General features: G+C 39.9%; 19 protein-coding genes. 7 read left to right on the top strand and 12 right to left on the bottom strand.

The window, feature by feature from the left end; translation table 11 throughout:
• From B2107_RS20190 to B2107_RS20180, 3 genes are all read right to left on the bottom strand, one after another.
• Entirely contained in the window at window positions 1-1,296 is a 1,296-nt protein-coding gene (locus B2107_RS20190; RefSeq protein WP_293957557.1) for a chloride channel protein, read from the bottom strand.
• Between the two features lie 95 nt (window positions 1,297-1,391).
• Window positions 1,392-1,850, bottom strand: a complete 459-nt coding sequence (locus tag B2107_RS20185) for a GyrI-like domain-containing protein (RefSeq protein WP_293957556.1) — start codon at window positions 1,848-1,850, stop codon at window positions 1,392-1,394.
• A gap of 97 nt (window positions 1,851-1,947) precedes the next feature.
• Window positions 1,948-2,505: a DUF4256 domain-containing protein gene (locus tag B2107_RS20180; RefSeq protein ID WP_293957555.1), complete on the bottom strand. Its 558-nt coding sequence runs from the start codon at window positions 2,503-2,505 to the stop codon at window positions 1,948-1,950.
• A 133-nt stretch (window positions 2,506-2,638) separates the two neighbouring features.
• Here B2107_RS20180 and B2107_RS20175 point away from each other — a divergent pair, with 133 nt between their 5' ends.
• Window positions 2,639-3,508, top strand: a complete 870-nt coding sequence (locus B2107_RS20175; RefSeq protein ID WP_293957554.1) for a DUF808 domain-containing protein — start codon at window positions 2,639-2,641, stop codon at window positions 3,506-3,508.
• An 82-nt stretch (window positions 3,509-3,590) separates the two neighbouring features.
• On the opposite strand, the gene B2107_RS20170 is transcribed toward B2107_RS20175, so the two are convergent.
• From B2107_RS20170 to acnA, 3 genes are all read right to left on the bottom strand, one after another.
• Window positions 3,591-4,976: a WG repeat-containing protein gene (locus tag B2107_RS20170; RefSeq protein ID WP_293957553.1), complete on the bottom strand. Its 1,386-nt coding sequence runs from the start codon at window positions 4,974-4,976 to the stop codon at window positions 3,591-3,593.
• A 138-nt stretch (window positions 4,977-5,114) separates the two neighbouring features.
• Window positions 5,115-5,699, bottom strand: a complete 585-nt coding sequence (locus B2107_RS20165; RefSeq protein WP_293957552.1) for a pentapeptide repeat-containing protein — start codon at window positions 5,697-5,699, stop codon at window positions 5,115-5,117.
• A gap of 280 nt (window positions 5,700-5,979) precedes the next feature.
• Entirely contained in the window at window positions 5,980-8,748 is a 2,769-nt protein-coding gene (gene acnA / locus B2107_RS20160; protein ID WP_293957551.1) for an aconitate hydratase AcnA, read from the bottom strand.
• 253 nt (window positions 8,749-9,001) lie between these two features.
• Between acnA and metA the strand changes: the two genes are divergently transcribed.
• Together metA and B2107_RS20150 are read left to right on the top strand one after the other, a co-directional pair.
• Window positions 9,002-9,943, top strand: coding sequence for a homoserine O-acetyltransferase MetA (gene metA, locus B2107_RS20155; RefSeq protein ID WP_293957550.1), 942 nt, complete (start codon window positions 9,002-9,004; stop codon window positions 9,941-9,943).
• A gap of 91 nt (window positions 9,944-10,034) precedes the next feature.
• A complete protein-coding gene (locus B2107_RS20150) occupies window positions 10,035-12,038 on the top strand; it encodes a M13 family metallopeptidase (protein ID WP_293957549.1) in 2,004 nt (667 codons plus the stop codon).
• A 73-nt stretch (window positions 12,039-12,111) separates the two neighbouring features.
• On the opposite strand, the gene B2107_RS20145 is transcribed toward B2107_RS20150, so the two are convergent.
• The 6 genes from B2107_RS20145 to B2107_RS20120 form a co-directional block, all read right to left on the bottom strand.
• Window positions 12,112-13,326, bottom strand: coding sequence for an MFS transporter (locus B2107_RS20145; protein WP_293957548.1), 1,215 nt, complete (start codon window positions 13,324-13,326; stop codon window positions 12,112-12,114).
• 117 nt (window positions 13,327-13,443) lie between these two features.
• On the bottom strand, window positions 13,444-14,403 hold the full coding sequence (locus tag B2107_RS20140) for a bifunctional metallophosphatase/5'-nucleotidase (RefSeq protein WP_293957547.1): 960 nt from the start codon (window positions 14,401-14,403) through the stop codon (window positions 13,444-13,446).
• On the bottom strand, window positions 14,381-15,142 hold the full coding sequence (locus tag B2107_RS20135) for a 5'-nucleotidase C-terminal domain-containing protein (RefSeq protein ID WP_293957546.1): 762 nt from the start codon (window positions 15,140-15,142) through the stop codon (window positions 14,381-14,383). Before B2107_RS20135 ends, B2107_RS20140 begins: the two co-directional genes overlap by 23 nt.
• A 143-nt stretch (window positions 15,143-15,285) precedes the next feature.
• Window positions 15,286-16,323, bottom strand: a complete 1,038-nt coding sequence (locus B2107_RS20130; RefSeq protein ID WP_293957545.1) for an EamA family transporter — start codon at window positions 16,321-16,323, stop codon at window positions 15,286-15,288.
• Between the two features lie 18 nt (window positions 16,324-16,341).
• Entirely contained in the window at window positions 16,342-16,815 is a 474-nt protein-coding gene (locus B2107_RS20125) for an Lrp/AsnC family transcriptional regulator (protein WP_209579461.1), read from the bottom strand.
• Between the two features lie 182 nt (window positions 16,816-16,997).
• Entirely contained in the window at window positions 16,998-17,501 is a 504-nt protein-coding gene (locus tag B2107_RS20120; RefSeq protein ID WP_293957544.1) for an FUSC family protein, read from the bottom strand.
• Window positions 17,502-17,711: 210 nt separating this feature from the next.
• Between B2107_RS20120 and B2107_RS20115 the strand changes: the two genes are divergently transcribed.
• From B2107_RS20115 to B2107_RS20100, 4 genes are all read left to right on the top strand, one after another.
• Entirely contained in the window at window positions 17,712-20,633 is a 2,922-nt protein-coding gene (locus B2107_RS20115; RefSeq protein ID WP_293957543.1) for an FAD-binding and (Fe-S)-binding domain-containing protein, read from the top strand.
• A 93-nt stretch (window positions 20,634-20,726) separates the two neighbouring features.
• Window positions 20,727-21,377 carry a hypothetical protein gene (locus B2107_RS20110; RefSeq protein ID WP_293957542.1) on the top strand — a complete coding sequence of 217 codons (651 nt, stop codon included), beginning with the start codon at window positions 20,727-20,729 and terminating at the stop codon, window positions 21,375-21,377.
• A 156-nt stretch (window positions 21,378-21,533) separates the two neighbouring features.
• Window positions 21,534-22,748: a DUF763 domain-containing protein gene (locus B2107_RS20105; protein ID WP_293957541.1), complete on the top strand. Its 1,215-nt coding sequence runs from the start codon at window positions 21,534-21,536 to the stop codon at window positions 22,746-22,748.
• Window positions 22,749-22,832: 84 nt separating this feature from the next.
• On the top strand, window positions 22,833-23,234 hold the full coding sequence (locus B2107_RS20100) for a hypothetical protein (RefSeq protein WP_293957540.1): 402 nt from the start codon (window positions 22,833-22,835) through the stop codon (window positions 23,232-23,234).
• Window positions 23,235-23,386 lie beyond the last annotated feature (152 nt).

The following is a 23,386-nucleotide window of genomic DNA, read 5'->3' as shown; positions in this document are numbered from 1 at the left end:
TTAAAGTGGTTTGGCTGTCGCCACTTCCTTATAGGTGTATACATTATAAGGATATAGTTTTTTTGCCAGCGCTTTCGCAATAAAACTACTGATGAGTAGCGGTGCTAGTAATAAATAGCCTGAAGGAACAAGGCTTGCAATAATAAAGATTGCCGTAAATGGTGCGTGAATAGCCGCAGAAAGCATAGCTGCAGCACCAAAAAGAGCAAAATTTATAACCACCAATTGTGTGCCGAGGTAATGATTACAAAGCTGTGCAAACAAAACGCCTAAAAATGCACCGGTAACAATACTTGGGGCAAAAACGCCGCCATCACCACCTGCACCTAAGGTCAAAGAGGCTACAAAAGGTTTTAAGAGAACAAGCAGGATCAGCGGAAGAAAGTATAGTAAATTGACAGAATCATGCAGACTGCTTTTTAGAATTTCTCCAAGACCATGATAGCTGTCACCATACAGTGCCGGCAAGAAAAAGATTAACGTCCCAACAGTGATTGTGCCCAAATTGACACGGATAAAATTACTTTTTATGCCTGCAAAATAGGACTTTGCATAAATAACAATTTTAGTAAAATATAACGCTAAGATCCCGCCAATCAGTCCTAAAATAGCGACAAAAGGGATCGCCTGCCATCGCCATGCTTTTACCTCAAATGTAAATAAAGGACTTGCGTCAAGGTAATAAACGAATACGGATGCCACAGCCATTGAAGTTAGTCCGCTAATGAGTAAAGTCTTATTATATCTCCGTGCAATAACCTCAAAAGCAAAAAGAAAACCACCCAATGCGCTTCCAAACAACAGTGTGACTCCAGCAATTACGCCTGCGCAGATCAACTCGGTTTTGTAGGCCCAAGCCGGATGTAATCTCTTATACGCTTGGTTACCTACTGTGGCTGTGGCAACGACTGTGGAGACTTCAACACCGGTTGAACCACCAAAAATTACAGTTAGAAAACCATTGATATAATGTGATGGAATCTTAAAAAAAGGCAAATGGTCTTTTCTTGTTTCCAATGTTGTATAGATTTCTTTGATCCCTTTGTTTTTTCTATTTTGAAAAGCGTATTTCCGTAAGAAATAAATAGCTGTAATACCTATGCTGGGTAGAATAATAAACAGTTTAGGATTCCAGGCAAATACTCTTTCAAACAACTCTTCCTGTACATAACCTGTGCTGTGCTTGAGACTGTATGCCAATAAGCAACAAATGATACTGACAAATACTGAACTTCCAATTAATTTTAAATAGCTATATCGAACAACTTTTTTTCTGTATGTCGTATTGCCTTGCATAATATTTTTCTTTAAATCGGTACAAAGGTAAGTGTTATTTAGTTTAAAATATATGATGAATACCTTAAGACATACTTTTTGTTACGGTATACCCACTAATGGATACCGATGTATATATCCACTTTTGCATCTTGTGGATTTTGGGCTTTTTCGCCATATATTTCAAAGTCTGCGGCATACGTTCTTGGTAGATCTGAGCTCCATATCTTTTGCCAAGTTTCATAAACGATACCATCTTCTAAACTTCCTTCTGCCGTAAAGTGTTGGTAACGATTTTCAGCGATATGAATACCGTCCAAGTCTTCGGGTACTTCTTCAAGATTGCTCACTTTACAGCCCAAGAAAGTGGTATAAGGTAAGGTGTGATCCTTTTCATATTCGGTATAGATACAGTAGAGTTCGCTGGATATCTTGTTGGGTATACGGCTTAATACATCTTCTTGAAAAAAGCGTGCCCAAAGTTCTGGAATGTCTTTAGCTGCCTGTCCATCTTGGTTGCTCGTACGGATGGCGAGGCCAATTATACTAAATGAAGGAAGTGTTTTATTTTTCATGCGTCTTATTTTTCCTCAAAGTTAGTTTAGCGAATGACAGCGGTATGTCACGAGTGGGAAAATAATGCGTTTATTTTAGGTATTTGATTGCTTTTATTTAAAGAAAAAGTATGGTGCGAAAACCGCGTGCTGCATAATAAGAGATGGCTCCATTATGATACGTAAAAACTCGGCTATAGCGTCGGTCACAGAATAAAGCACCACCAAGTTTGCGGATAGCTTCTGGCGTTTGTATCCAGCTAGAAGTTTTCAAATCAAATTCACCGAACATCTGTAGCTGGCGATACTGTTCTTCGGAAAGTAGCTCAGTCCCCATCTTCTTAGCCTCTTCCACTGCACTTCCAATAGGTTTGTTTTCTTTTCTATCATTTAGTGCCTTTTGGTCAAAACAAAGACTTCTTCTTCCTTTGGGGCTTTCCTCCGCACAGTCTACGTAGGCATATACCTTTGTTTCTGGATCAATAATAACGATATCAGGCTCACCGGCACTCTTTTCCATCTGGTGGAGGCTCCACAATTTTTGGGGATTGTCACGTAATTTGTCAGCAACCTCATTCCAACTGATCTGTGGATGCCTATTCGTAAATTTATTAAATCTTTTTTCTAAAGTCTCCAGCAGTAAAGACTGGTCCTCTGGTGCAATTGAATTTTTCATAATGGTTGTCTTTGTGGTATTAAAATTACGTATTTAATTCAAATGTAATGTAGCTTGATATTGCAAATGAATTAAATTCCTTGTTTCAAAATTGAATTAAATTTATATTTTTACGTTCAATTTTTATATAAATATGGCTTCAGGAATATTTGCAATTCTAGATGATATTGCAGCGTTGATGGATGATGTGGCAGTAGCGAGTAAAATCGCAACAAAAAAAACTGCTGGAATCTTAGGTGACGATTTAGCGGTTAATGCCGAAAAAGCGACTGGCTTTTTAGCTTCACGCGAGCTCCCGGTTTTATGGGCAATTACAAAGGGCTCACTGCTCAATAAATTGATAATTGTACCTATAGCATTATTACTAAATGTATTTTTTCCAATTGCCATCAAATATATTTTAATCTTAGGAGGTTTCTATCTTGCTTTTGAAGGTGTTGAGAAGATTATTGAATACCTGTTCCATCGCAAACATCCTACGGAGGAAACAAAAGTGGAGACTGTTGTTGCTGAAAACTCAGTTGCCGCTGAAAAAGCGAAGGTAAAATCGGCTATTACGACAGACTTTATTCTTTCTGTGGAAATCGTCATTATTGCTTTGGGAACGGTTCTGGGAAAAAGCTTGTCCTTACAAATTATTACGGTTTCGGTTGTTGCTTTTCTGGCTACAGTCGGAGTCTATGGTATTGTAGCACTTATCGTTCGTATGGACGATGCAGGTTATAAATTAATTAAAACTTCCCGTGAAAAAGGTCCTGTTGCGAGCCTAGGTCGGTTTTTAGTCCGTGCACTGCCCTTTGTTATCAAATTATTGGCTGTTGTAGGTACATTTGCTTTAATTCTGGTTTCAGGCGGAATATTTGCGCATTATATTGATTTTTTACACCATGCGCTACCAGCCCTGCCAGGAATGATAAAAGAGCTGTTGTTTGGACTAGGAGGAGGTATTATCGTGGTGATTTTAACTACGATTGGCAAAAAGCTGTTTAAAAAGAAAAAATAAACACCTATTGATCTTTGATGATGGCAACCGTATAACAAAAAAGGCAGCAGGTATATCTGCTGCCTTTTGTCGTTTCTGGTTCTTAAATTGTATCTGTTGCCTCTGCAGCGGCATCTATTTCTACACGTTCACCTTTTGTATTAATCAAAATTACATCGTCCGAATCCGCTAATGAGACAGAAGCTACACCATCACTGAAAGAGGTAGCCCCGCTGTATATAAATGGTATGGCCACTTTTCCCTGGCCATCTAAATAACCATATTTTCCATCTTTACTAGCAAGGAAAAGATTAGGTTCTTCTGTAACTGAAATTAAATCGTAGTCTGGAGCAACGATTTTATTGGTTTTTATTTCAGTAAGATTATACGTGTCGTTTTCGATACTGATGAAATGCGTTGAATTATTTTCAGAAATATAGCTATAGGTCGCCGGGACAATTATTTTGCCCGCCTGATTCAATATACCATATTTATTTTTCTGCTGAAATACCGCATAACCACCGTTAATGAACGATATCATATCATAATTTGCGGAGATTAAAATTTTGCCGGATTTATCCATGACCCCATATTTTTCGTTTAGTCCAAAAACCAGTTGTCCAAGGTAATCATCGTAACCTAAATAATCGTATTGGAAGGGGATGACTGGTTTACCGGCCAGATTAATGGCACCATATTTTTCATTTTTATATTGAACTATACTAAGATCGCCAACAAATGGTGCGATGTATAGGTATTGTGCTGGTACAATTGTTTTTTCTTCACCGTCTTGTACCCCTAGGAGATTAGTTTCAGTATCTTCAAATAAATACAGGTTTTCAGCAATCTGATTGCTTTCTTCCGAATCTTCCTCGTCGTCATACATGGATGTTACTTGCTCATAATCCTCAGGAACGATAAAATCTTTATCGTCCAGTTGGCTATCGGCGATGTTCTGGGCAATCATATCCATTCCAAGAGGTGTTGTTAACTGCAGCACCGCCCCGGGGATTTTTTTGAACAGATCAAATCCCTCCCAATAGGTGGCTGGCAATTTATCGCTATACCAGATCGACAAGGTACTGTTTTCATCATTATCTTCTGAAATTGGCATTTCGACCTGAGCTAGTTTGCAGGGATAACCGGCAATCATTTTCGTCTGGTTCGGGACGAGTTTGATCGCATGTGGGCTGCGCGCATTTTCTTTAACGACGTATTTTGCCAGCGCAGGGTACAATATAATGGATTGTTCTTCATTTTTTTTAAGGAGAAAGATTGACTCTTCGCTGTCTCCGGAAGCTGATATAACTTTAATTTTATCATTGTTAACATACGCTTCGTAAACAGAAACTGGAGCTGCTTGTACTTTTTCGCTGGGATCGACAGCATAAGTAATGGCATAGTTGATCTTGAATGCTTTATTGATCTGTGCAAACGACATTGTGCTGGCCGCTAAGATAGCTGCGAATGATAGGGATATTTTTTTCATCTTATTAAACTTTGAATGACAAATATCCTGATCCAAAGTGGGGAGTTTTATCCCTGAAATCCGTTATTTAACGATAAATCAACATGTTTTAACTGAATACATTGATTTTGGGAGTAAGCTGAACGACCTTTTCCATATTTAATCAATAATCAGCTGATATTTAAGTAGTAGGCCAGGTAGTTGCTCCGGGCCAAATTTACTTTTTTTCATACGATTGGCCTCTGGATCTAGCTCGATATTGATCGAAGACCGAAAATCGCAGCCTTCGAGATTGCATTGTACAAAACGGGCATTTAGCAAATTCGTTTTTTTAAACAGCACCTGTTGAAGGTTGGCCCGTTCAAAATCTACATGTTGCAAAGAGCAGTTTTCAAATTGAAACTTCTTTAGGTTTCTTTCAAAAAAAGAGGAGTAATCCAGAACCGAGTGGCTGAAATTGGCATGAAAGGAAAATGAACTACATTCATTAAAGTGTATGCCTAGCATTTTGCAGTCATCAAAAACAACATGATCTAATTGTGTGCCCTTTAGACTTACATTAGAAAGATTACATGATTTAAAGTCACAATTTGTGAATAGAAGATCTACGAGTTCTGCGTCCTGGAAATCACATTGCTCAAAGGTGCATTTGTAGAATTCCTGAACTTGCTTCAGTTCAGCTGTAAATGTCTGTCTAGTGATTGTTTGTTCGACAAGTTCTTCCATTCTGTATCGTGTTGGCATTGATTTTAGCGAAAATAAGCAATTCTCCCAAATGATTTTACTTTAAAATAAAGTCAAAGGCGCTATTTCCGCTTGCGCACAAAATACCTGATTTCATGGATAAAAACGGGGATTTTTTATAGCTATTTTTGATTTAGCCATTAAAACATAATTCTTGGGCTGCTGGGGCGTAAGACTGAAGTATTGTAGAACTCTGGTAGGTTTTTATATAGTTAGTTAAAGGGCACTGATCAATGCCCTTTACTTTTTTAGATATTTTGATGCGCTAATTTGGACAATGTTAGTTGTTCTTTAAATATTGACGCAGCACATATTGTAGAATCCCGTCATTCTTGAAATACTCAATTTCGATCGCTGAATCAAGCCTTGCTTTTACCTGAAATGTGGTGACTTTTCCGGTTTCATGTACCGCCTTTACCGAGAGAAGTTTATGGGGTGTTAAATCGGTCTCAAGTCCTGTGATGCTATAGACTTCTGTTCCATCTAGTCCTAATTTCTCTGTATTTTCATCATTGATAAAAACCAGTGGTGCTACGCCCATACCGACCAGATTGCTTCGATGGATACGCTCGAAGCTTTCAGCAATTACAGCCCGCACGCCAAGAAGGAATGTTCCCTTTGCTGCCCAATCTCTAGAGGAACCCGAACCATACTCTTTTCCCGCAAGTATGATAAGCGCTGTGTTGTTTTTACGGTATTCCATAGCGGTTTCATACACCGTCTTCACCTCATTGGTGGGGAAGTAACGGCTAAATCCACCTTCACGATCGGTAATTTTGTTTTTAATACGCACATTGGCAAATGTTCCGCGCATCATGACTTCGTGATTCCCACGTCTAGATCCATAAGAATTAAAATCTTCTTTACTTACCTGATGTGATCTAAGGTATTGTCCAGCTGCCGTATCTTCTTTGAATGAGCCGGCAGGAGAGATATGATCCGTTGTTACCGAATCGCCGAGATAAAGAAGCACTCTTGCGTTTTTAATATCCTGTATCGGGTTAGGAACAGCTTGTAAATTTTCGAAAAAAGGTGATTCCTTGATGTAAGTGGAAGTGTTGTCCCATTGGTAATTTTGGTCAAGATTTACTTCAAGTTCTTGCCAATCTGTTGACCCGTCGAAGATCACATCATAAACTTCTTGAAAGTCTGACTGTTTGACACAGGCATTGACGGTTTGCATAATATCTTCCCGAGTGGGCCAAATATCTTTAAGATATACAGGCTCACCGTTGGGGTCGTAATCAATTGGCTCTTCCAATAGATTGATATCAACTCTCCCGACGAGGGCATATGCAACAACTAGCATCGGCGACATCAAAAAATTCATTTTGACCTGCGGATGTACGCGTGCTTCAAAATTTCGATTTCCAGATAATACTGAGGCGACAATCAGTTCACCCTTTTCTACCGCTTCTGCGATTTGGGGCGGGAGGGGGCCTGAGTTTCCAATACAGGAGGTACAACCATAGCCCACGGTGTGAAAACGTAAGGCGTCAAGGTCTGCTTGGAGTCCAGATCGTTCTAGGTATTGCGTAACGACCTTTGAGCCTGGTGCTAAGGAAGTTTTTACCCAAGATTTGGTGCGAAGTCCGCGTTCGATCGCGTTTCGAGCCAATAAGCCAGCGCCGATCATGACGGTAGGATTCGACGTATTGGTACAGCTTGTGATGGCTGCAATGGCAATACTACCATCACTAACAATATACTCCTTATGATTATGTTTTATGCGAACCGCATGTATAGACTCCTGAATAACTTCATGTGGCGAAGCATGGTCGACAGGTACTTTTCCAAAGGTAAACTCTGTGCCTGAACCGCCATCGGCGAGCCATGCTGATTCAGATCGCTGCAGCACAGGAACATATTGTCGATGGTGTTCGCTGTCTAACAGTGCTGAAAATGTAGCTTTTAAATCTTTTACCAAAATCTTATCTTGAGGCCGTTTGGGGCCTGACACGGTAGGCTCTAGACTGGACAAGTCGAACTCTACCACCGACGAATACTGAATATCCTCCTTACCCGTGCGCCAAAGTAGGTTGTCTTTGCAATAATCTTCGACAATTTTAATTTGTTCAGCACTTCGATTGGTACTATGCATGTATTCGAGGGTCCGGTCATCAATTGGGAAATACGTAACCGTACAGCCAAATTCCGGAGACATATTTGATATTGTTGCACGATCTGTTACCGATAGGCTGTCTAATCCTTCTCCAAATACTTCAACAAATTTTCCGACAACGCCTTTTTCGCGTAGCACTTTTGTTATGGAAAGCACCATATCCGTGGCGGTGCACATACCTGGTATTTTTCCACTGAGCTTGAGACCGATAACTTCTGGGCAGGTGAAAAAGATGGGTTGTCCCAGCATGGCTGCTTCAGCTTCTATGCCGCCAACTCCCCAGCCTAACACGCCAATACCATTGACCATTGGCGTGTGCGAGTCTGTCCCTACTAATGTGTCTGGAAAAAGCCAATTGTCACGTGCTATAACGCCTTTGGCTAGATATTCCAAATTGACCTGGTGACAGATACCCATACCGGGTGGAACGACAGTAAAATTTTCTAATCCTTTCTGCGCCCATTTCAGAAGTTCATAACGTTCGCGGTTACGTTCATATTCCAGCGCGACATTTTTATCATAAGAATATTCAGTGCCAAAGTAATCTACCTGAACGGAGTGGTCAACCACGAGATCCACTGGTATGGCGGGATTTATCTTCTGTCCATCCTTGCCATGACGGATAAATTCTGCACGCAAGGATGCCATATCGACCACTGCAGGTACTCCTGTAAAATCTTGCATTAAAATCCGGGCCGGTTTGAAGGGAATATCTTTATCTACAGGCTGGGGCGACCAGTTGATCAGTGTATTAACATGATCATTCGTGATACTGAATCCATCGTGGTTACGCAAAACATTCTCCAATAATATACGAATGCTAAAAGGTAAGCGATTGATGCTACCTTCCGGAAGGTCCTTAATGGAACTGTAATGGTAAGATCTTCCGTTAATTTCAATTTCGCGTATTGATTTCTCTTTGCTCATATTCATCTACGTATTTTTATTAGTATATAATACGCATAGGCCCAAATTTGTTTGTAATATCTTTTACACACATCTCTTTACCTAGTTTATGTAAAAAGTTTATTGTTTTTTCGGCACCGCTAGAATCAGACTTTGGATAGATGCTAGGATTAGTAAAGATAGCAAGGTAATGGAAGATAATTTATGTTTCATTTAGTATTTTCGGCATTTTCTTGCTAATATTGCATGCTAATTGTATAAGGAGAAATTATCTATGCCCGTCAAACTTCCTAATAACCTTCCTGCTATTGAGCTGCTGAAAAAAGAAAATATATTTGTCATGAGCGATTTAAGAGCAAATGAGCAAGATATTAGACCACTACGTGTTTTAGTACTTAATTTAATGCCTCTTAAAATTACCACTGAAACAGATTTTATCCGTTTGCTGTCCAATAATCCCTTGCAGGTGGAAATGGAGTTTTTACGACTTAAAACACATGTCTCCAAGAACACACCAGAAGAGCACTTGGAAATGTTTTATAAGAGTCTGACTGAGGTAAAGGAAAACTTCTACGATGGTATGATCATTACGGGTGCTCCGGTTGAAATGGTTGCTTTTGAGGAGGTGACCTATTGGAACGAAATCAAGACGATCTTTGATTGGGCGAGAACGCATGTAACCTCCAGTTTGTATATCTGCTGGGCTTCCCAAGCAGCATTATATCATTTTTATGAGGTAGAGAAGAAGCCGTTAAGGGAGAAACTTTTTGGTGTATTTAAGCATACCGCTTTAGATAAAAGGCACCCTTTGTTCCGGGGGTTTGATGATGAATTCTATATCCCCCATAGCCGCCATACGACTGTTGAAAAGGATGATCTTTTAACGAAAGATGGCTTGGAAATTCTTTCAGAATCTCCGGAAGCGGGCATTGCGATCGCTTCATCCCGTGGGGGGCGAGAGTTTTATTTGACTGGACACTCGGAATATGCACCTTTTACATTGGACGAAGAATATAAACGAGATTTGGAAAAAGGTCAGCAGATTGCAATGCCGGTCAATTATTATATCGATGATAATCCTGAAAATCGCCCTTTGGTTCGCTGGACAAGCCATGCAAATCTGTTGTTCAATAATTGGTTGAATTACTTCGTTTATCAAGAAACACCTTTTGACCTGAAAGATGTTATCCATTTGGGGGAAATCAAACAGGGATAATCTGAGTTGCTTTTTGAAACTTATTTGTTGCATCGACAATAGCATAACTTTTCTTAAGTTTGTAGATAGCGACAAACAAACTCAATTTTATATGAAGAAAAACATACTCTTAGCAGCCCTGCTAACCTGTGGCTCATTGATAAGCAACGCGCAAAACAATGCAATTAATGTGACTTACATGGATAAAAGCGTGCGCCCTCAAGATGACTTTTACAATTTTGTGAATGGACAATGGATGAAAACAGTCAAGATTCCTTCCGATAAGGCGCGGTGGGGATCATTTGATGAGCTTCGTGAAAATACAGATATTGCTACGTTAAAGGTACTGCAAGAGTCACTTTCAGGCGAATTTCAGAAAGGAACAGACAATCAGAAGATCGCAGATTTGTATAAATCTTTCGTTGATATGGATACGCGTAACAAACTAGGTTTGGAGCCAGTTAAACCATATCTTAATAAAATCGCTGCGATTAAAAATTTCAACGACTTGTATGAGTATCTTGTCGAAGTGGCGCCTATTGGCGGAAATCCTTTTTTCAGTGGTTATGTTTATGCACATCTAAAGAATTCAGATGTCAATACGCTATATTTAGGTGGAGGAAGTCTCGGGTTGGGAAGATCCTATTATCAGGTAAATGACAAGAAGAATGAAGAGACATTAAATGATTATTCCACTTATATCTCTTCACTTTATGCCAAATCAGGTCAACTTACAAGGGATCTAAAGGGGCCGAAAATTGTTGCCTTTGAAAAGCAGTTGGCCTCAAATCTTAAAACTGTTGAGCAATCAAGGGATGCCAATGGCCGGTATAATCCTATCGCTGTTGCGGATCTGAAAAAAATCGTGAAGAATATCGATATTGCAAAATACTTAAATGACGTCGGTTTTAAGGCTGACACGGTTATTATACCGGAAATAAAATACTATGAAAATCTTGACAAAGTTTTCAATCTTCAAAATCTACCGGTGATTAAAGAGTTATTGACATTTCATGTGCTAAATAACGCGGCGTCATACACTACGCAAGAATTAAACGATCTGTCTTTTGATTTTTGGGGGCGTAAGTTAAAAGGACAAAAAGAACAACGTGCGCTAGACAAGCGCGGCGTAGAGTTTGTTAACTCCATCGCGGGAGAGCTATTGGGTAAATTATATGTGAAAGAAAGCTTTCCTCCAAAGGCTAAAGCCGAGGCTGAGGAGCTTGTAAGCTATCTGATTAAAGCATTCGGCCAGCATATCAAGGACCTGACCTGGATGTCTGACGACACAAAAGTAAAGGCTTTGGAAAAACTGGCTAAGTTTAAAGTTAAAATTGGTTACCCGGATAAGTGGAAAGATTATAGCAAACTTGAAGTGGGCATGTCGTTGTATGAAAACGTATTGGCATCAAGCAAATGGGCATTTTATCAAAATTTGGCTAAACAAGATAAGCCAGTGGACAAGTCTGAATGGGGGATGACCCCGCAAACTGTAAACGCTTATTATAGTCCATTGTTTAACGAAATTGTCTTTCCAGCGGCTATTCTTCAACCTCCGTTCTATGATTACAAGGCCGATGCAGCTGTTAATTTCGGTGGTATTGGCGCGGTAATTGGTCACGAACTTTCACACGGCTTTGACGATCAGGGTGCTAAATATGATGGGAATGGAAATCTGAACAACTGGTGGAGCGATAGTGATAAGGCAAAATTTGAAGCCGCTGCAGATGCATTGGTCCGTCAATTTGAATCTTATGAGCCTGTCCCAGGAGTTTTTGTAAACGGTCGTTTCACATTGGGCGAGAACATCGGTGATTTGGGCGGCTCATCTGTCGCTTTTGATGCCTTGCAGCTTTATTTGAAAGATAAGGGCAATCCTGGATTGATAGATGGGTTTACACAAGATCAACGCTTCTTCCTTTCTTGGGCAACTATTTGGAGGACCAAAACAACGGATGAGTTTGTGGTCAACCAAGTGAAGACCGATCCACATTCCCCAGCGCAGTATCGTGCTTTTGCGCCGATTATTAACCTGGACGCTTTTCACAAAGCTTGGAATACCAAGGAGGGAGACAAAATGTTTGTTCCTGTGAATAAGCGGATTAAAATTTGGTAGTTTGTTCATGAGATCAATTAAAAAAGGGCGTATTGCAAAATGAAATATGCCCTTTATATTGACTCAATTTGAGCTATCTCATCCATTTCAAAACCAAATAGAACCCAATGGCTGTAACAGATAAACTCGTTGCAGTTGCCCACCATAGCGTTGTGAAACCAAAGGAATCAACAATACTTGTGCCCAGGATTGGCGAAAAAATATTTGCAGCTGAAAAGGCCAGCGAGTTGAAGCCCATGTAGGCTCCTTGGGTTTTCGGGGAAGACCGATTGACAGACACGGTTGCCATAAAAGGCAATGTGAGCATTTCTCCCAATCCAAAAATAAAAAATGTGAAATATAACCAAGCAAGTCCACCAGTGAAATTTAGCATGGCATATGAAATGGCACATAAAAATGTTCCAAAGACGAGTGTGCTAATTAATGAAAATCTCTTCTCGGCCATATGAACAATAAACATTTCTAACAACACGATGACGAAGCCGCTCCATCCAAGCAGAAATCCAATTTGGTGATCATTCAAATGGTGAACTTCTCGATAGAATATCGGTAAGGTAGTGATCAGCTGAAAAAAACAAAAAGAGAAGATACAACAAAAGATATTGAATAGGATAAATGGCACATCGGTATAAGGATTTCGTCCTTGTTGAGGCATTTCATTATCAGGTGCAGTCTCTTTTTTTGATTTGATATCGCTTCTTTTTTGTCTTTTATGAAAAAAGACAAAGAAAATTATTGCTGCACAGAGAACGGCAAGGGAATTTCCATAAAATATCCAATTGAAAGAGATGGATGCCAGAAAACCTGCCACCGCTGGACCGATCGAGAAGCCCAGATTGATAGCCAAACGATTCAATGAAAAGGCGCGGGTGATATTTTCGGGTTTAGCGTAACTTGCTACTGATACGGAGTTTGCAGGTCTAAAAGCATCAAAAATCAAGCTTAACGTAAAAATCATTATGGATAGCGACTGTACCTCTTTAAAGTATGGTATCAGTAGGAATAAAGGAGCGGCCAACACAAGACTTCCAAACTGAACCTTGAAACTACCAATCCGATCGGTCAGCCAGCCGCCTATATAAGATCCACAGACGGAGCCAACGCCATAACACATCAAAACAATTCCGACTTGTTTTATATCGAAGTGCAAAACTCTGGTCATGTAAAGGCCTAGAAATGGAATCACCATGCTTCCCATTCTATTGATCAGCATGACGATAGCAAGCAGCCATGCAGCTTGTGAGAGTCCTCTAAAGGAGTCTAGGTATATTGATAAAATTCTTTTCATTAAAGGGTAAATCAGCTTATATAAACCTCGTGTTTTAAGTCTATAAGTCTTCTTGTTGTCTTGAAAAAAAATGCCAAATTGATTAGTCAATTTGGCATTTATGAATAGTGAATCAAATTATGCCAACATGGACGCTGGAATTGTAGGATCGACTTGATAGGTGCTCGCCACCATTTGTTTCTTTTTGGAACCCGGCTCCATAATGAAATCAATCCTCCCCAGATTAATCCCTGCAAAACCGACTTGATTCACAACGGTCTTCGTACCTTTTAAATTGGTAACTAATGTGGGTTCATTTAAAAATGTATGCGTATGCCCGCCTATAATTAAGTCGATATCTGATGTTTTGGCGGCAAGCACCAAATCCGACACTTTATCGTTTTCATATTGGTAACCTAAATGCGACAGACAGATGATGAGATCGCATTTATGTTTTTCCTTGAGTATCTTTACCACCTTTTTGGATACCTCAATTGGATCCAGATATTTCATTCCCTTAAAGTTATTGGGATCTACCAATCCTTCGATATCTACACCGAGCCCGAATACACCGATTTTTATACCACCCTTATGAAATAAGGTGTAATCGTTGGTTTTTCCTTCCAATACTGTTCCTTTAAAGTCGTAATTGGCCGTTAAAAACGGAAATTTAGCATGGTCCAGGTATTTCACAAGTCCGTCCAGTCCATTGTCAAATTCGTGATTTCCAAATGTCCCAGCGTCATACCCCAATTTCGTCATGAGATCCAGCTCCAGCTTCCCTCCAAATAGATTAAAATAGGGAGTACCTTGAAACATATCGCCCGCATCTAATAATAGGAGGTGTTCTTCTTCTTTGCGAATTTTATTGATAAGCGTGCTCCGGCGTGCCACACCACCCAATCCTTGATATTTGCCACCATCCATAGGAAAAGGTTCAATTCGGCTATGCACATCGTTGGTATGTAAGATTGTAAGTTTTACTTTTTTGCTCTTAGCGTTAGCTTGAAAAGGAAGTGACCCCAATGCAACTGCAGCAGAAAATCCACCAACTTGCTTGATAAATGATCTTCGGTTAATTGATTTTAATTCTTCCATCTAATTCTGCATTTACTTTTTTGCCTTCTTTCGTTAATTCACTCACGTATTCAATCAGTCCTTCACGCATCCGCTGCGGATAATTTGCCCGCGATACAGATTGTGTCAACAGCGTCAGGTTGTCGCCACCATTAGCGAGATAATCATAGGTTACCAATTTATATAACTTATTGTCTTCAATTGCTAGACCTTTGATTTTAATGTCCTGGGCTTTGTTGCCTGTAATGGTCAACGTCATCCCAGCGATGGGTTGACCATGTGTTGAGGCGATATAGTCTGCAAGTTGACGAATTTGAGTTCCCTTGAGTTCGAGAATTGTTAAAGTGTTTTCGAAAGGCATCACCTCGAAGATATGTCCAACGGTAATATCGCCTGCTTTCAGATCATTTCGGATTCCACCCTTAGTAGCAAATGCTATATCCGCAGGGTTATGGGCATTGTGTTCACTCATCCACAACAAGGCTTCACAAAAAAAATTGCCCATTAATGTTTCTGCCGTCTTCTCTTTTGTCAACGCTTTGTCTGCATGTCCTATAACTCGATTCATCTCCACTTCCATTTTATGTTTGAAAGGCTCGTAGATTGATACGACTGTAGGATCAGCTTGCATATCGCTATTGATATGATATTGTTGGAAATCTTTCTGCGTTGGATGGAGCTGCTTGCTACAACTGGCAACCATCAAAAGCGAACCGAATCCAAGGCTACCAATAAAGGCAATTTGCTTTGATATCTTCATTCTTTTTTCGTTTAACCAAATATTGGGCAAAGTTAGCCAATTATATATGAACAAATCTTATCCAATGTTAGCTAATTTTTAAAAACAACAAAAGCTTAACATCGTATGTTAAGCTTTGTCCATATAATTAGAAAAATAACAACCTAGTGTACTAATTCCGACTCGGCGATAGGGTTGGTATCCAACTTACTCTCTGGTTGGAGAACTTTTCTACTTTTGCTACGCGCGGACAGTTTGGCTCGATACGCTTTCCAGTTCATTAACAGGACTGAAAATAAGATCACAGCTAGTCCGAAAATCTGCAATGAGGTCACTACATGCGAAGTGAAGAAATGACTTAAAATAAGTGCAATGATTGGATTCACATAGGCATACGTACTAACTTCCATTGCGGGGCGAACCTGTAGTAACCAAATATAGGAGCTAAAGGCGAGGATTGAGCCAAAAGTGATTAGGTAGCCCAAATTGAACCAGTCCACCGGTGCCACGCTACTTAGCGTAAATGTTGTATACTCACCGGTGAAAAGGGCGGTGATATTAAAGAGTATACCTGCAGTAACCATTTGCCAAGCGGTCTTCACCATGACATGTAAATCCTCTTCCTCTTGTTTCTCAGATTTTTTGAAATATTTGGAAATTAGAGACCCTACGGTCCAAGCGATAGAACCCAATACTAAAATAGATAGGGCGATCACCTTAAGTGTTCCATCGGTATTATCATTGGTCGACATAATCTGTTCAGCGAATAACATCACCACTCCACAGAAGCCTAACGCGACACCTAAAATCGTGGTAACACTGCTGAAATTTTCTTTCCATTTGGGTTTATCCAATAAAATAAACCAGATCGCTGCTGCTGCAGCAATAATGGCGGCAACACCACCTGAAACATATTGTTCGGCCCAGATAACCCCAGCCATATCGACAAAAAGCAATAGAAATCCTACGATCGCTGCTTCCTGAACGGATCGCTTATTAAACAATTTATAACCTTTCATTGCGCAATATGCCATTAGGATTGCGCTGGCTGTAACAAATCGAAACGAACCTAAAATAAATGGTGGAAAACTATGTAGTGCCTTTTCTATAAAGAAAAAGGTCGATCCCCATACAACATAAATAATGATATAGGCGACAACAACCATCAACGGGTTAGCGGCCTTTTTTTGTCCTTGCAACATGATTAAACTTCCTTTCTATTACTCAGGTATTACGACCTGCTGATCTTCCTTAACCGTTTGAAGTACAATTGTAGTACGGGTGGAGATGATCCCTTCCACTTTACTTAAAGTATTTCGCATCAGATCAACTAATCCGGTCGAATCTGCAGTTCTTACTTTAATCAGGTAACCATCATCACCTGCAATGTCATGTACTTCCTGTACTTCAGGAATTTCGGCAAGTGCCAATCCAACTGTTTGTTCACCAATGATATCATTGGCTTTTATGAAAATAAATGATAAAAGTTTTTGATCGACCGCTGCAGGATTGATCTTGGCACTGTATTTTAAAATTACCTCTTTTTGCTCGAGCTTTTTTACCCGTTCTAGAATCGCAGAAGGTGCCATTCCCAGCTCTCTGGCGATATCGGCGTTGTTGATACGTCCATTATCCTGCATTAAACGCAAGATTCTATAGTCAACCTGATCTAAATTATATTCTACTTTTGTCATTTCGACTGCAAAGGTACGTAATTAAGTATAAAATTCAAAATATTATAATGAATAATGAATATAATTCTGTTAGCTTGTTGGTATTGGTGAATATTGTTCGTGTATGGTAATGCTTTGATTTGATCGGATATGCTAATGGGTTGAAAATAAATATATTGCCTTTTAGTAAGCAGCGTTTGTGATTAAAAAATGTATCTTTTTCTTAATTTCAAAATAATATTTCTTGTAGAAAGTATGACGCCCAGTCCGATCAAACAGCCTAAACAAACACAACCAAAGCGATCTAGGGCAGCGAAGTAGGAGCGGCTTTCCTGTTCATGCAGATAGACTATAATTAGCGCAACCATCGATGTCCTCGCTACAGCTATAATGTTGAGTGCTTTACAAGTAATCAACGAGGCCAGGATACCGATTACCATTGCGTAAAGTTGCTGGATCGGAACAAAATATAAGCTCAGTCCAATGGCGGATCCTATGAAATTGGATTTGGCCCGATCGATCGCTATTTTTTTTGACTCATTCTCTTGTGGAGAAATCACCAGTATAATCGAGATAAGGGTCCAAGAAACAGAATATTGAGGAAAGGATACAAATAAAGGATAACCGATAAGGAAGCCAATTAGTACGCGAATCGTATATATAATAAAATCTGAATGGAGCGTATAGCGAAGGAATAGATTACGCATATAAGAAATCAATCGTTAATTTAAATGATGTAGTGCTACAAAAATACAAGCATTGTTTGAAGGAACGAAATATAATCTTCATTTATGGCAAATGTTCCTGTTTGCGTTTTTGTGCGTTTTTTGCTTTTGATTTGGTTATTTCTTGCATTCTTCTCTTTTACCAATGCATAAATTTAACTAGATTTGTTTTATACTTTAAATGCAGATTAAGTGAAAGATCAGAATCAATTAGCCTCATTAGCTTCACAACTCAAAGGGGAGCTCTATTATACCCATGAAACTAAGGACCAAACGATGTTGCTAGCCTATTCGACCGATGCGTCTGTCTATCAGGAAAAACCGTTGGCCGTAGCGATACCCGCAGATATTGATGATATTAAAAAATTAATTGATTTTGCGCGACAGAATAAGGTCACTATCATACCACGTACTGCCGGCACTTCCTTGGCAGGCCAGGTAGTCGGCCATGGTATTATTATGGATATTTCCCGTTATTTTAACCATATTATTGAGCTTAATGTTGAAGAGCAGTGGGTTCGAGTTCAACCGGGGGTGATTCGCGATGACTTAAACAACTATCTTAAGCCTTTTGGGCTGATGTTTGGTCCTGAAACTTCAACGGCGAGCCGCGCCATGATAGGCGGAATGATTGGCAATAACTCTTCGGGTCTGCATTCTATTGTTTGGGGCGATACAAGGCACAATTTGATTTCAGCCAATGTACTGCTGGACGACTGTTCTGAAGTAACCTTTGAAGCAGTTGATGAAGCAGCCTATTTTAAGAAATTATTATTAGCGGGCCGTGAGGGGGATATCTATCGTAATATGAATGAATTATTGACAGATCCACAGCATTTAAGTGCCATTGAAGCGGGCTATCCAAAACGATCTATCACGCGCAGAAATACCGGTTATGCTTTAGATATTCTTGCTGATCGTTCGACACCTTTCAATATGTGTAACTTGTTGGCGGGTTCTGAAGGTACGCTGGCTATCGTTATAGAAGCGAAACTCAAACTGATGTCCTTACCACCGCAGGAACTAGGTTTACTCTGTGTTCATTTTGCGGATATGGTGGAGTGTATGCATGGTAATGTGGTAGCCTTAGCGCACAAGCCGGAAGCTTCCGAATTAGTGGATAAATACATCATGGATTTTACAGTTGGGCATCCAACGTACAAGTATAATCGCTTTTTTATAGAAGGCGATCCGCAAGCGCTATTGATTGTGGAGTTTAGGGGGCATACAGCGGCCGAAACAGCAGCGAAAGCGATGGCATTGAAAGCCGATCTCGTTGCGCGTGGCCTTGGTTATGCTTATCCCTATATTACGGGTATGGAACAGACGAATTTAGTTTGGGATGTACGCAAAGCGGGACTGGGGCTCATTCGTAATTTACCGGGGGATAGTCAGCCCGTAAATTTAATTGAGGATTGTGCGGTATCGCCTGAAGATCTCCCTGCTTATGTGAGCGATATTCAAAAGCTTTTGATGGAAGAGGGCGTGCATGCATCATATTACGCGCACGCTGGCGCAGGCGAATTGCATATTGAGCCTTTTGTAAATTTGAAAACAGCAGCAGGGAAGCGTACTTTTCGTTCTATACTTGAAAAAACCAGTGATCTAGTTTTGAAATATAATGGCTCATTGAGTGGTGAGCATGGTGACGGTCGTCTTCGCGGAGAGTTTATTGGCAAGGTGCTCGGCGATAAAGTCTACAAATTACTTGAAGATGTAAAATATATCTTTGATCCACAGGGCGTTTTTAATGCTAATAAGATTGTCAACACGCCGCCAATGGATGCTCATTTACGTTATGACAACGATAGTAACCGAACACAAATAAAGACCTATTTCGATTTTTCTAGAGATGAGTCTATTCTTCGGTTGGCAGAGAAGTGTTCTGGTTCGGGAGATTGCCGAAAGACTGAAATTACCGGTGGAACAATGTGTCCCTCGTTTATGGCTACGCGCGATGAAAAAGATACGACACGGGCGCGGGCAAATATGTTGCGTCAGTTTTTAACGAATTCCACAAAGAAAAATCGTTTCGATCATGAGGAGATCAAGGAAGTTATGGACCTTTGCTTAAGCTGCAAAGGCTGTAAAACGGAATGTCCTTCGAGTGTAGATGTGGCCAAAATGAAAGCCGAATTTTTACAGCACTATTATGATGAGCATGGCGCAGGGTTTAGAACAAAACTAATTGCTAATTTCACGCAGTCTCAGAAGTTGGGGTCGTGGGTCGCACCCCTTTATAATTTTGTTGTAAAAAATGATTTTCTGTCTGGCTTGGTCAAGAAAACTGTCGGGTTTGCACCGAGACGTTCGCTGCCTACAGTAAATGGAACAACCTTGAGCCAGTGGGTAAAAACACAAGGTCCTATCAGGGATGCCAAGCGTAAGGTCTATCTTTTCTCGGATGAGTTTACCGAATATAATGATGCAGAAATCGGTATTATAGCGTATAAATTGCTGAGTGCCTTGGGCTATGAAGTGATTATTCCAAAACATGTGCAAAGTGGACGGACATACCTTTCTAAAGGTTTTGTGAAAGAAGCAAAGAAAATTGCTAATAAAAATATACATTTTTTAAAGGGATTAATCACCGACGAAACCCCGCTTTTAGGGGTTGAACCATCCGGTATCATTACGTTTAGAGATGAATATTTAAGCCTGGTGGATGACGATATTCGTATTGAGGCGCAAAACATCGCTAAAAATGCATTGATGATCGATGAATTTTTACTGACAGAGATGAAAGCAGGACGTATTCGTCCAGAACAGTTTACAACGGCAGCAAGAAAAATCAAGCTTCATGGTCACTGTTACCAAAAGGCTTTCCATCTGGTTACTGTTACGGAACAGGTATTATCATTTCCGACGAACTTTAGCGTAGAGACAATTCCTTCTGGCTGCTGTGGTATGGCGGGTTCATTTGGTTATGAGGCCGAGCATTACGACGTTTCAATGAAAGTGGCCGAGCTGGTTTTGTTACCAGCTGTACGGAAAACGGAAGCCGATACTTTGATTGCCGCAGCAGGTACCTCTTGTAGACATCAAATCAAAGATGGGGTCGGAAGAAAATCTTATCATCCTGTGGAAATTTTATATGATGCTTTATTGAAATAAAATAAAAACATTGCTAATAGTTGTTTGTTATCTGTAATAATGGTAATATTATAAGAGCAATAATCATTGATAACTGATAACAAACAATTCATTATGTACAAGATTAAATCTATAGCATTTCTTGCAACCGCTACGATGCTGATGGCTGGTTGCGGAAACTCCAATCAGAAGAAAACTGATGGAAGCGATACCACAGCAACGAACAAAATTGATGGCGTGAAAATCGAGCAGTTTACAAATGGTGCTCCGGGAGCTGAGAAAAAGAATTTTTTCTTACGTATTACTGATGAAATCAAAACGGATTCAAGTCGTATTTATATCACAAAATCTCTTTACAAGCAAGATACGGTGGGAGCGAAGTTTGAGGTTGTAGATTTTATACCCGCAGGTATAATAGATGGCCAGCCAAGTGATGACGTTGGTTTTACCAAAGGTAAAATTAGAATCTCGTCGTCAGGTCAACAGTCTGATAATTTAATTAAAGCTTTAGGTGAATTATTTCAGACACCAACGACTGATTCTTTTACAAAGGATGTGATTCTTCCGAACGTATTTTCATCCAATAAAGTGAATGCGGATCTATCTAAAAAAACAGCCTATAGCTTTAAATTATTCTTGGATAATAAGAAAGCTGAACCGGCTGAGCTCTTCTTTAACGTTGATACCTACAAACAATCCATTGAGTTTTCGGAGAAAGATCCTTCGTTCCGGGTTGGATTATTGTCCGCGCTAACGGGTAAGTAGTTGAAATGTTATATACAGCGCGATGTCGTTAAGCAGGAAGCGATAGTTGTCGTAAACGTCTCATTACTCATACAATGAAAAGGCTAGATAAATTCTAGCCTTTTTCGCTTTTTAAAAATAAAAGATATAGATTTGTGCTAATAAATTTAGTTTAATATGAGGAAATCCGGTACTGCAGACCTTCCATTGCATTATGGTAAAGTACCTGCGTGGCTTTACGAGCGTATGGCTTCATTAGGGCGTTCAATCGTGGAAGTTATGCTAATGGATTATGGAAAGGATGAGGTTTTAAGGAGGCTTGCTGATCCATTTTGGTTTCAAAGCTTTGGAGCTGTTCTTGGCATGGACTGGCATTCCTCTGGAATTACAACGGCTGTTATGGGTGCATTAAAACGCGCTATTAATCCAGACGCCAAGTCATTGGGACTCTACATCTGCGGTGGAAAAGGCAAGTTGTCCATGCATACCCCACAAGAACTGCTTCAGGTTTCTGATCGTATTGGATTAAATGGTAGCGACTTGATTCGCAGTAGCAAGCTTGTTGCGAAGGTGGATAACACAGCCGTTCAAGACGGTTACCAATTGTATTTACATAATTTTATCGTGGCAGATAATGGCAATTGGTCAGTCGTGCAGCAAGGTATGCATGAAAAAGATGGGACTGCCCGTCGTTACCATTGGCATTCTGAAAAGATTAAATCGTTTGTAGAGGAACCGCATGCGGGTATCACCGGTCCTTCACAGGGTATGATCTTCAATTTAACGGCTACTGAAGCGGCGGCAAACAGAGCGGGTATTATGACGTTGGTGGGAGAGGATTCGTTTAAAGTTATACAAGAATTCGCTAAATTGGCCATGCCATCTCATCACGATGTACGTGCCTCGGATGTCAATCTAAAAAGGTTGGGCGCTATGTTATACGTTGCTCGGGAAAGTCCACTTATTGATTTTGAAGATCTACTTCTTTTAAAGGGAATTGGCCCCCGTACGTTGCAATCATTGGCCTTAGTCAGCGAAGTAATTCATGGTGCACCATCACGATTTAAAGATCCGGCTCGATTTTCTTTTGCTCATGGGGGAAAGGATGGTCACCCGTTTCCGGTTCCATTAACTATTTACGATGAAAGTATTCAGATTTTGAAAAAAGGCATTGAAAAATCTAAATTGGGTCATAGTGACAAATTAAAGTCCGTCCAGAAATTACATCAGTTGGTGTTGGATAGTGAACGAAATTTTGAGCCACAGTTTGATATTCAGCAAATTATTGCAGAGGAAAAGCGAGATTCCTGGAAATACGGTGGACGGACAGTTTACGGGGATGCAGCACCTCAAAGAAAGAATGCACATGGATTGCAACTCAGTCTTTTCTAGGAGGATCTTTCAATTGTAATTGTTTTGTTAAAATTTGTTAAAGATCGATAAAATCGTTTTTACGCTAGTATATTTGCTCCCGCAATGAAAGCGGTTATTACCATATTCTTTTTCTTATGCTTCTTAATTATAAGAAGCAGTAATAGCCATGCAGTTCTCATTGAATCCGATCGTCCGACCGTTAGTTTTATGTATCAGCACAATCACGTCGATTTACAGCAGTATATTGATGCATCGGCTGAACACATTGATCCGCTGTTTTATGGTAGTGTACATGACGATACCCCTGTAATAGCTGAATTTGATTACGAGAATTTTCAATTGACCAAAGATTTGCATGCCACATCCCAACTTATTGCGCTGCTTCTCTTTGCAATTGTCCTTTTTATTTTTGTTTTACGATTTGCAAAGAAAATTCCTTTTTGCAATTTCATAGCCTATCTTTTCCCTCAAAGATACGTTCTTCAACAAAACTGGAGAATTTAAAATATATCCTTCGAAATTTCATATGCTTTGGTGGATATCCTAAAGGATGCTCCGCTTAGTCGTAATCGATTTATACAATCTATTAACAAGTCGGAACGACTATAAACCAAAGTAGAGGTCATTTCACCAACCAGCACAACAAACAATCAAAC

The sequence above is a fragment of the Sphingobacterium sp. UBA7855 genome, assembly GCA_002500745.1.
Lineage (GTDB): Bacteria > Bacteroidota > Bacteroidia > Sphingobacteriales > Sphingobacteriaceae > Sphingobacterium.
This window is presented reverse-complemented; position numbering and strand designations above follow the sequence as displayed.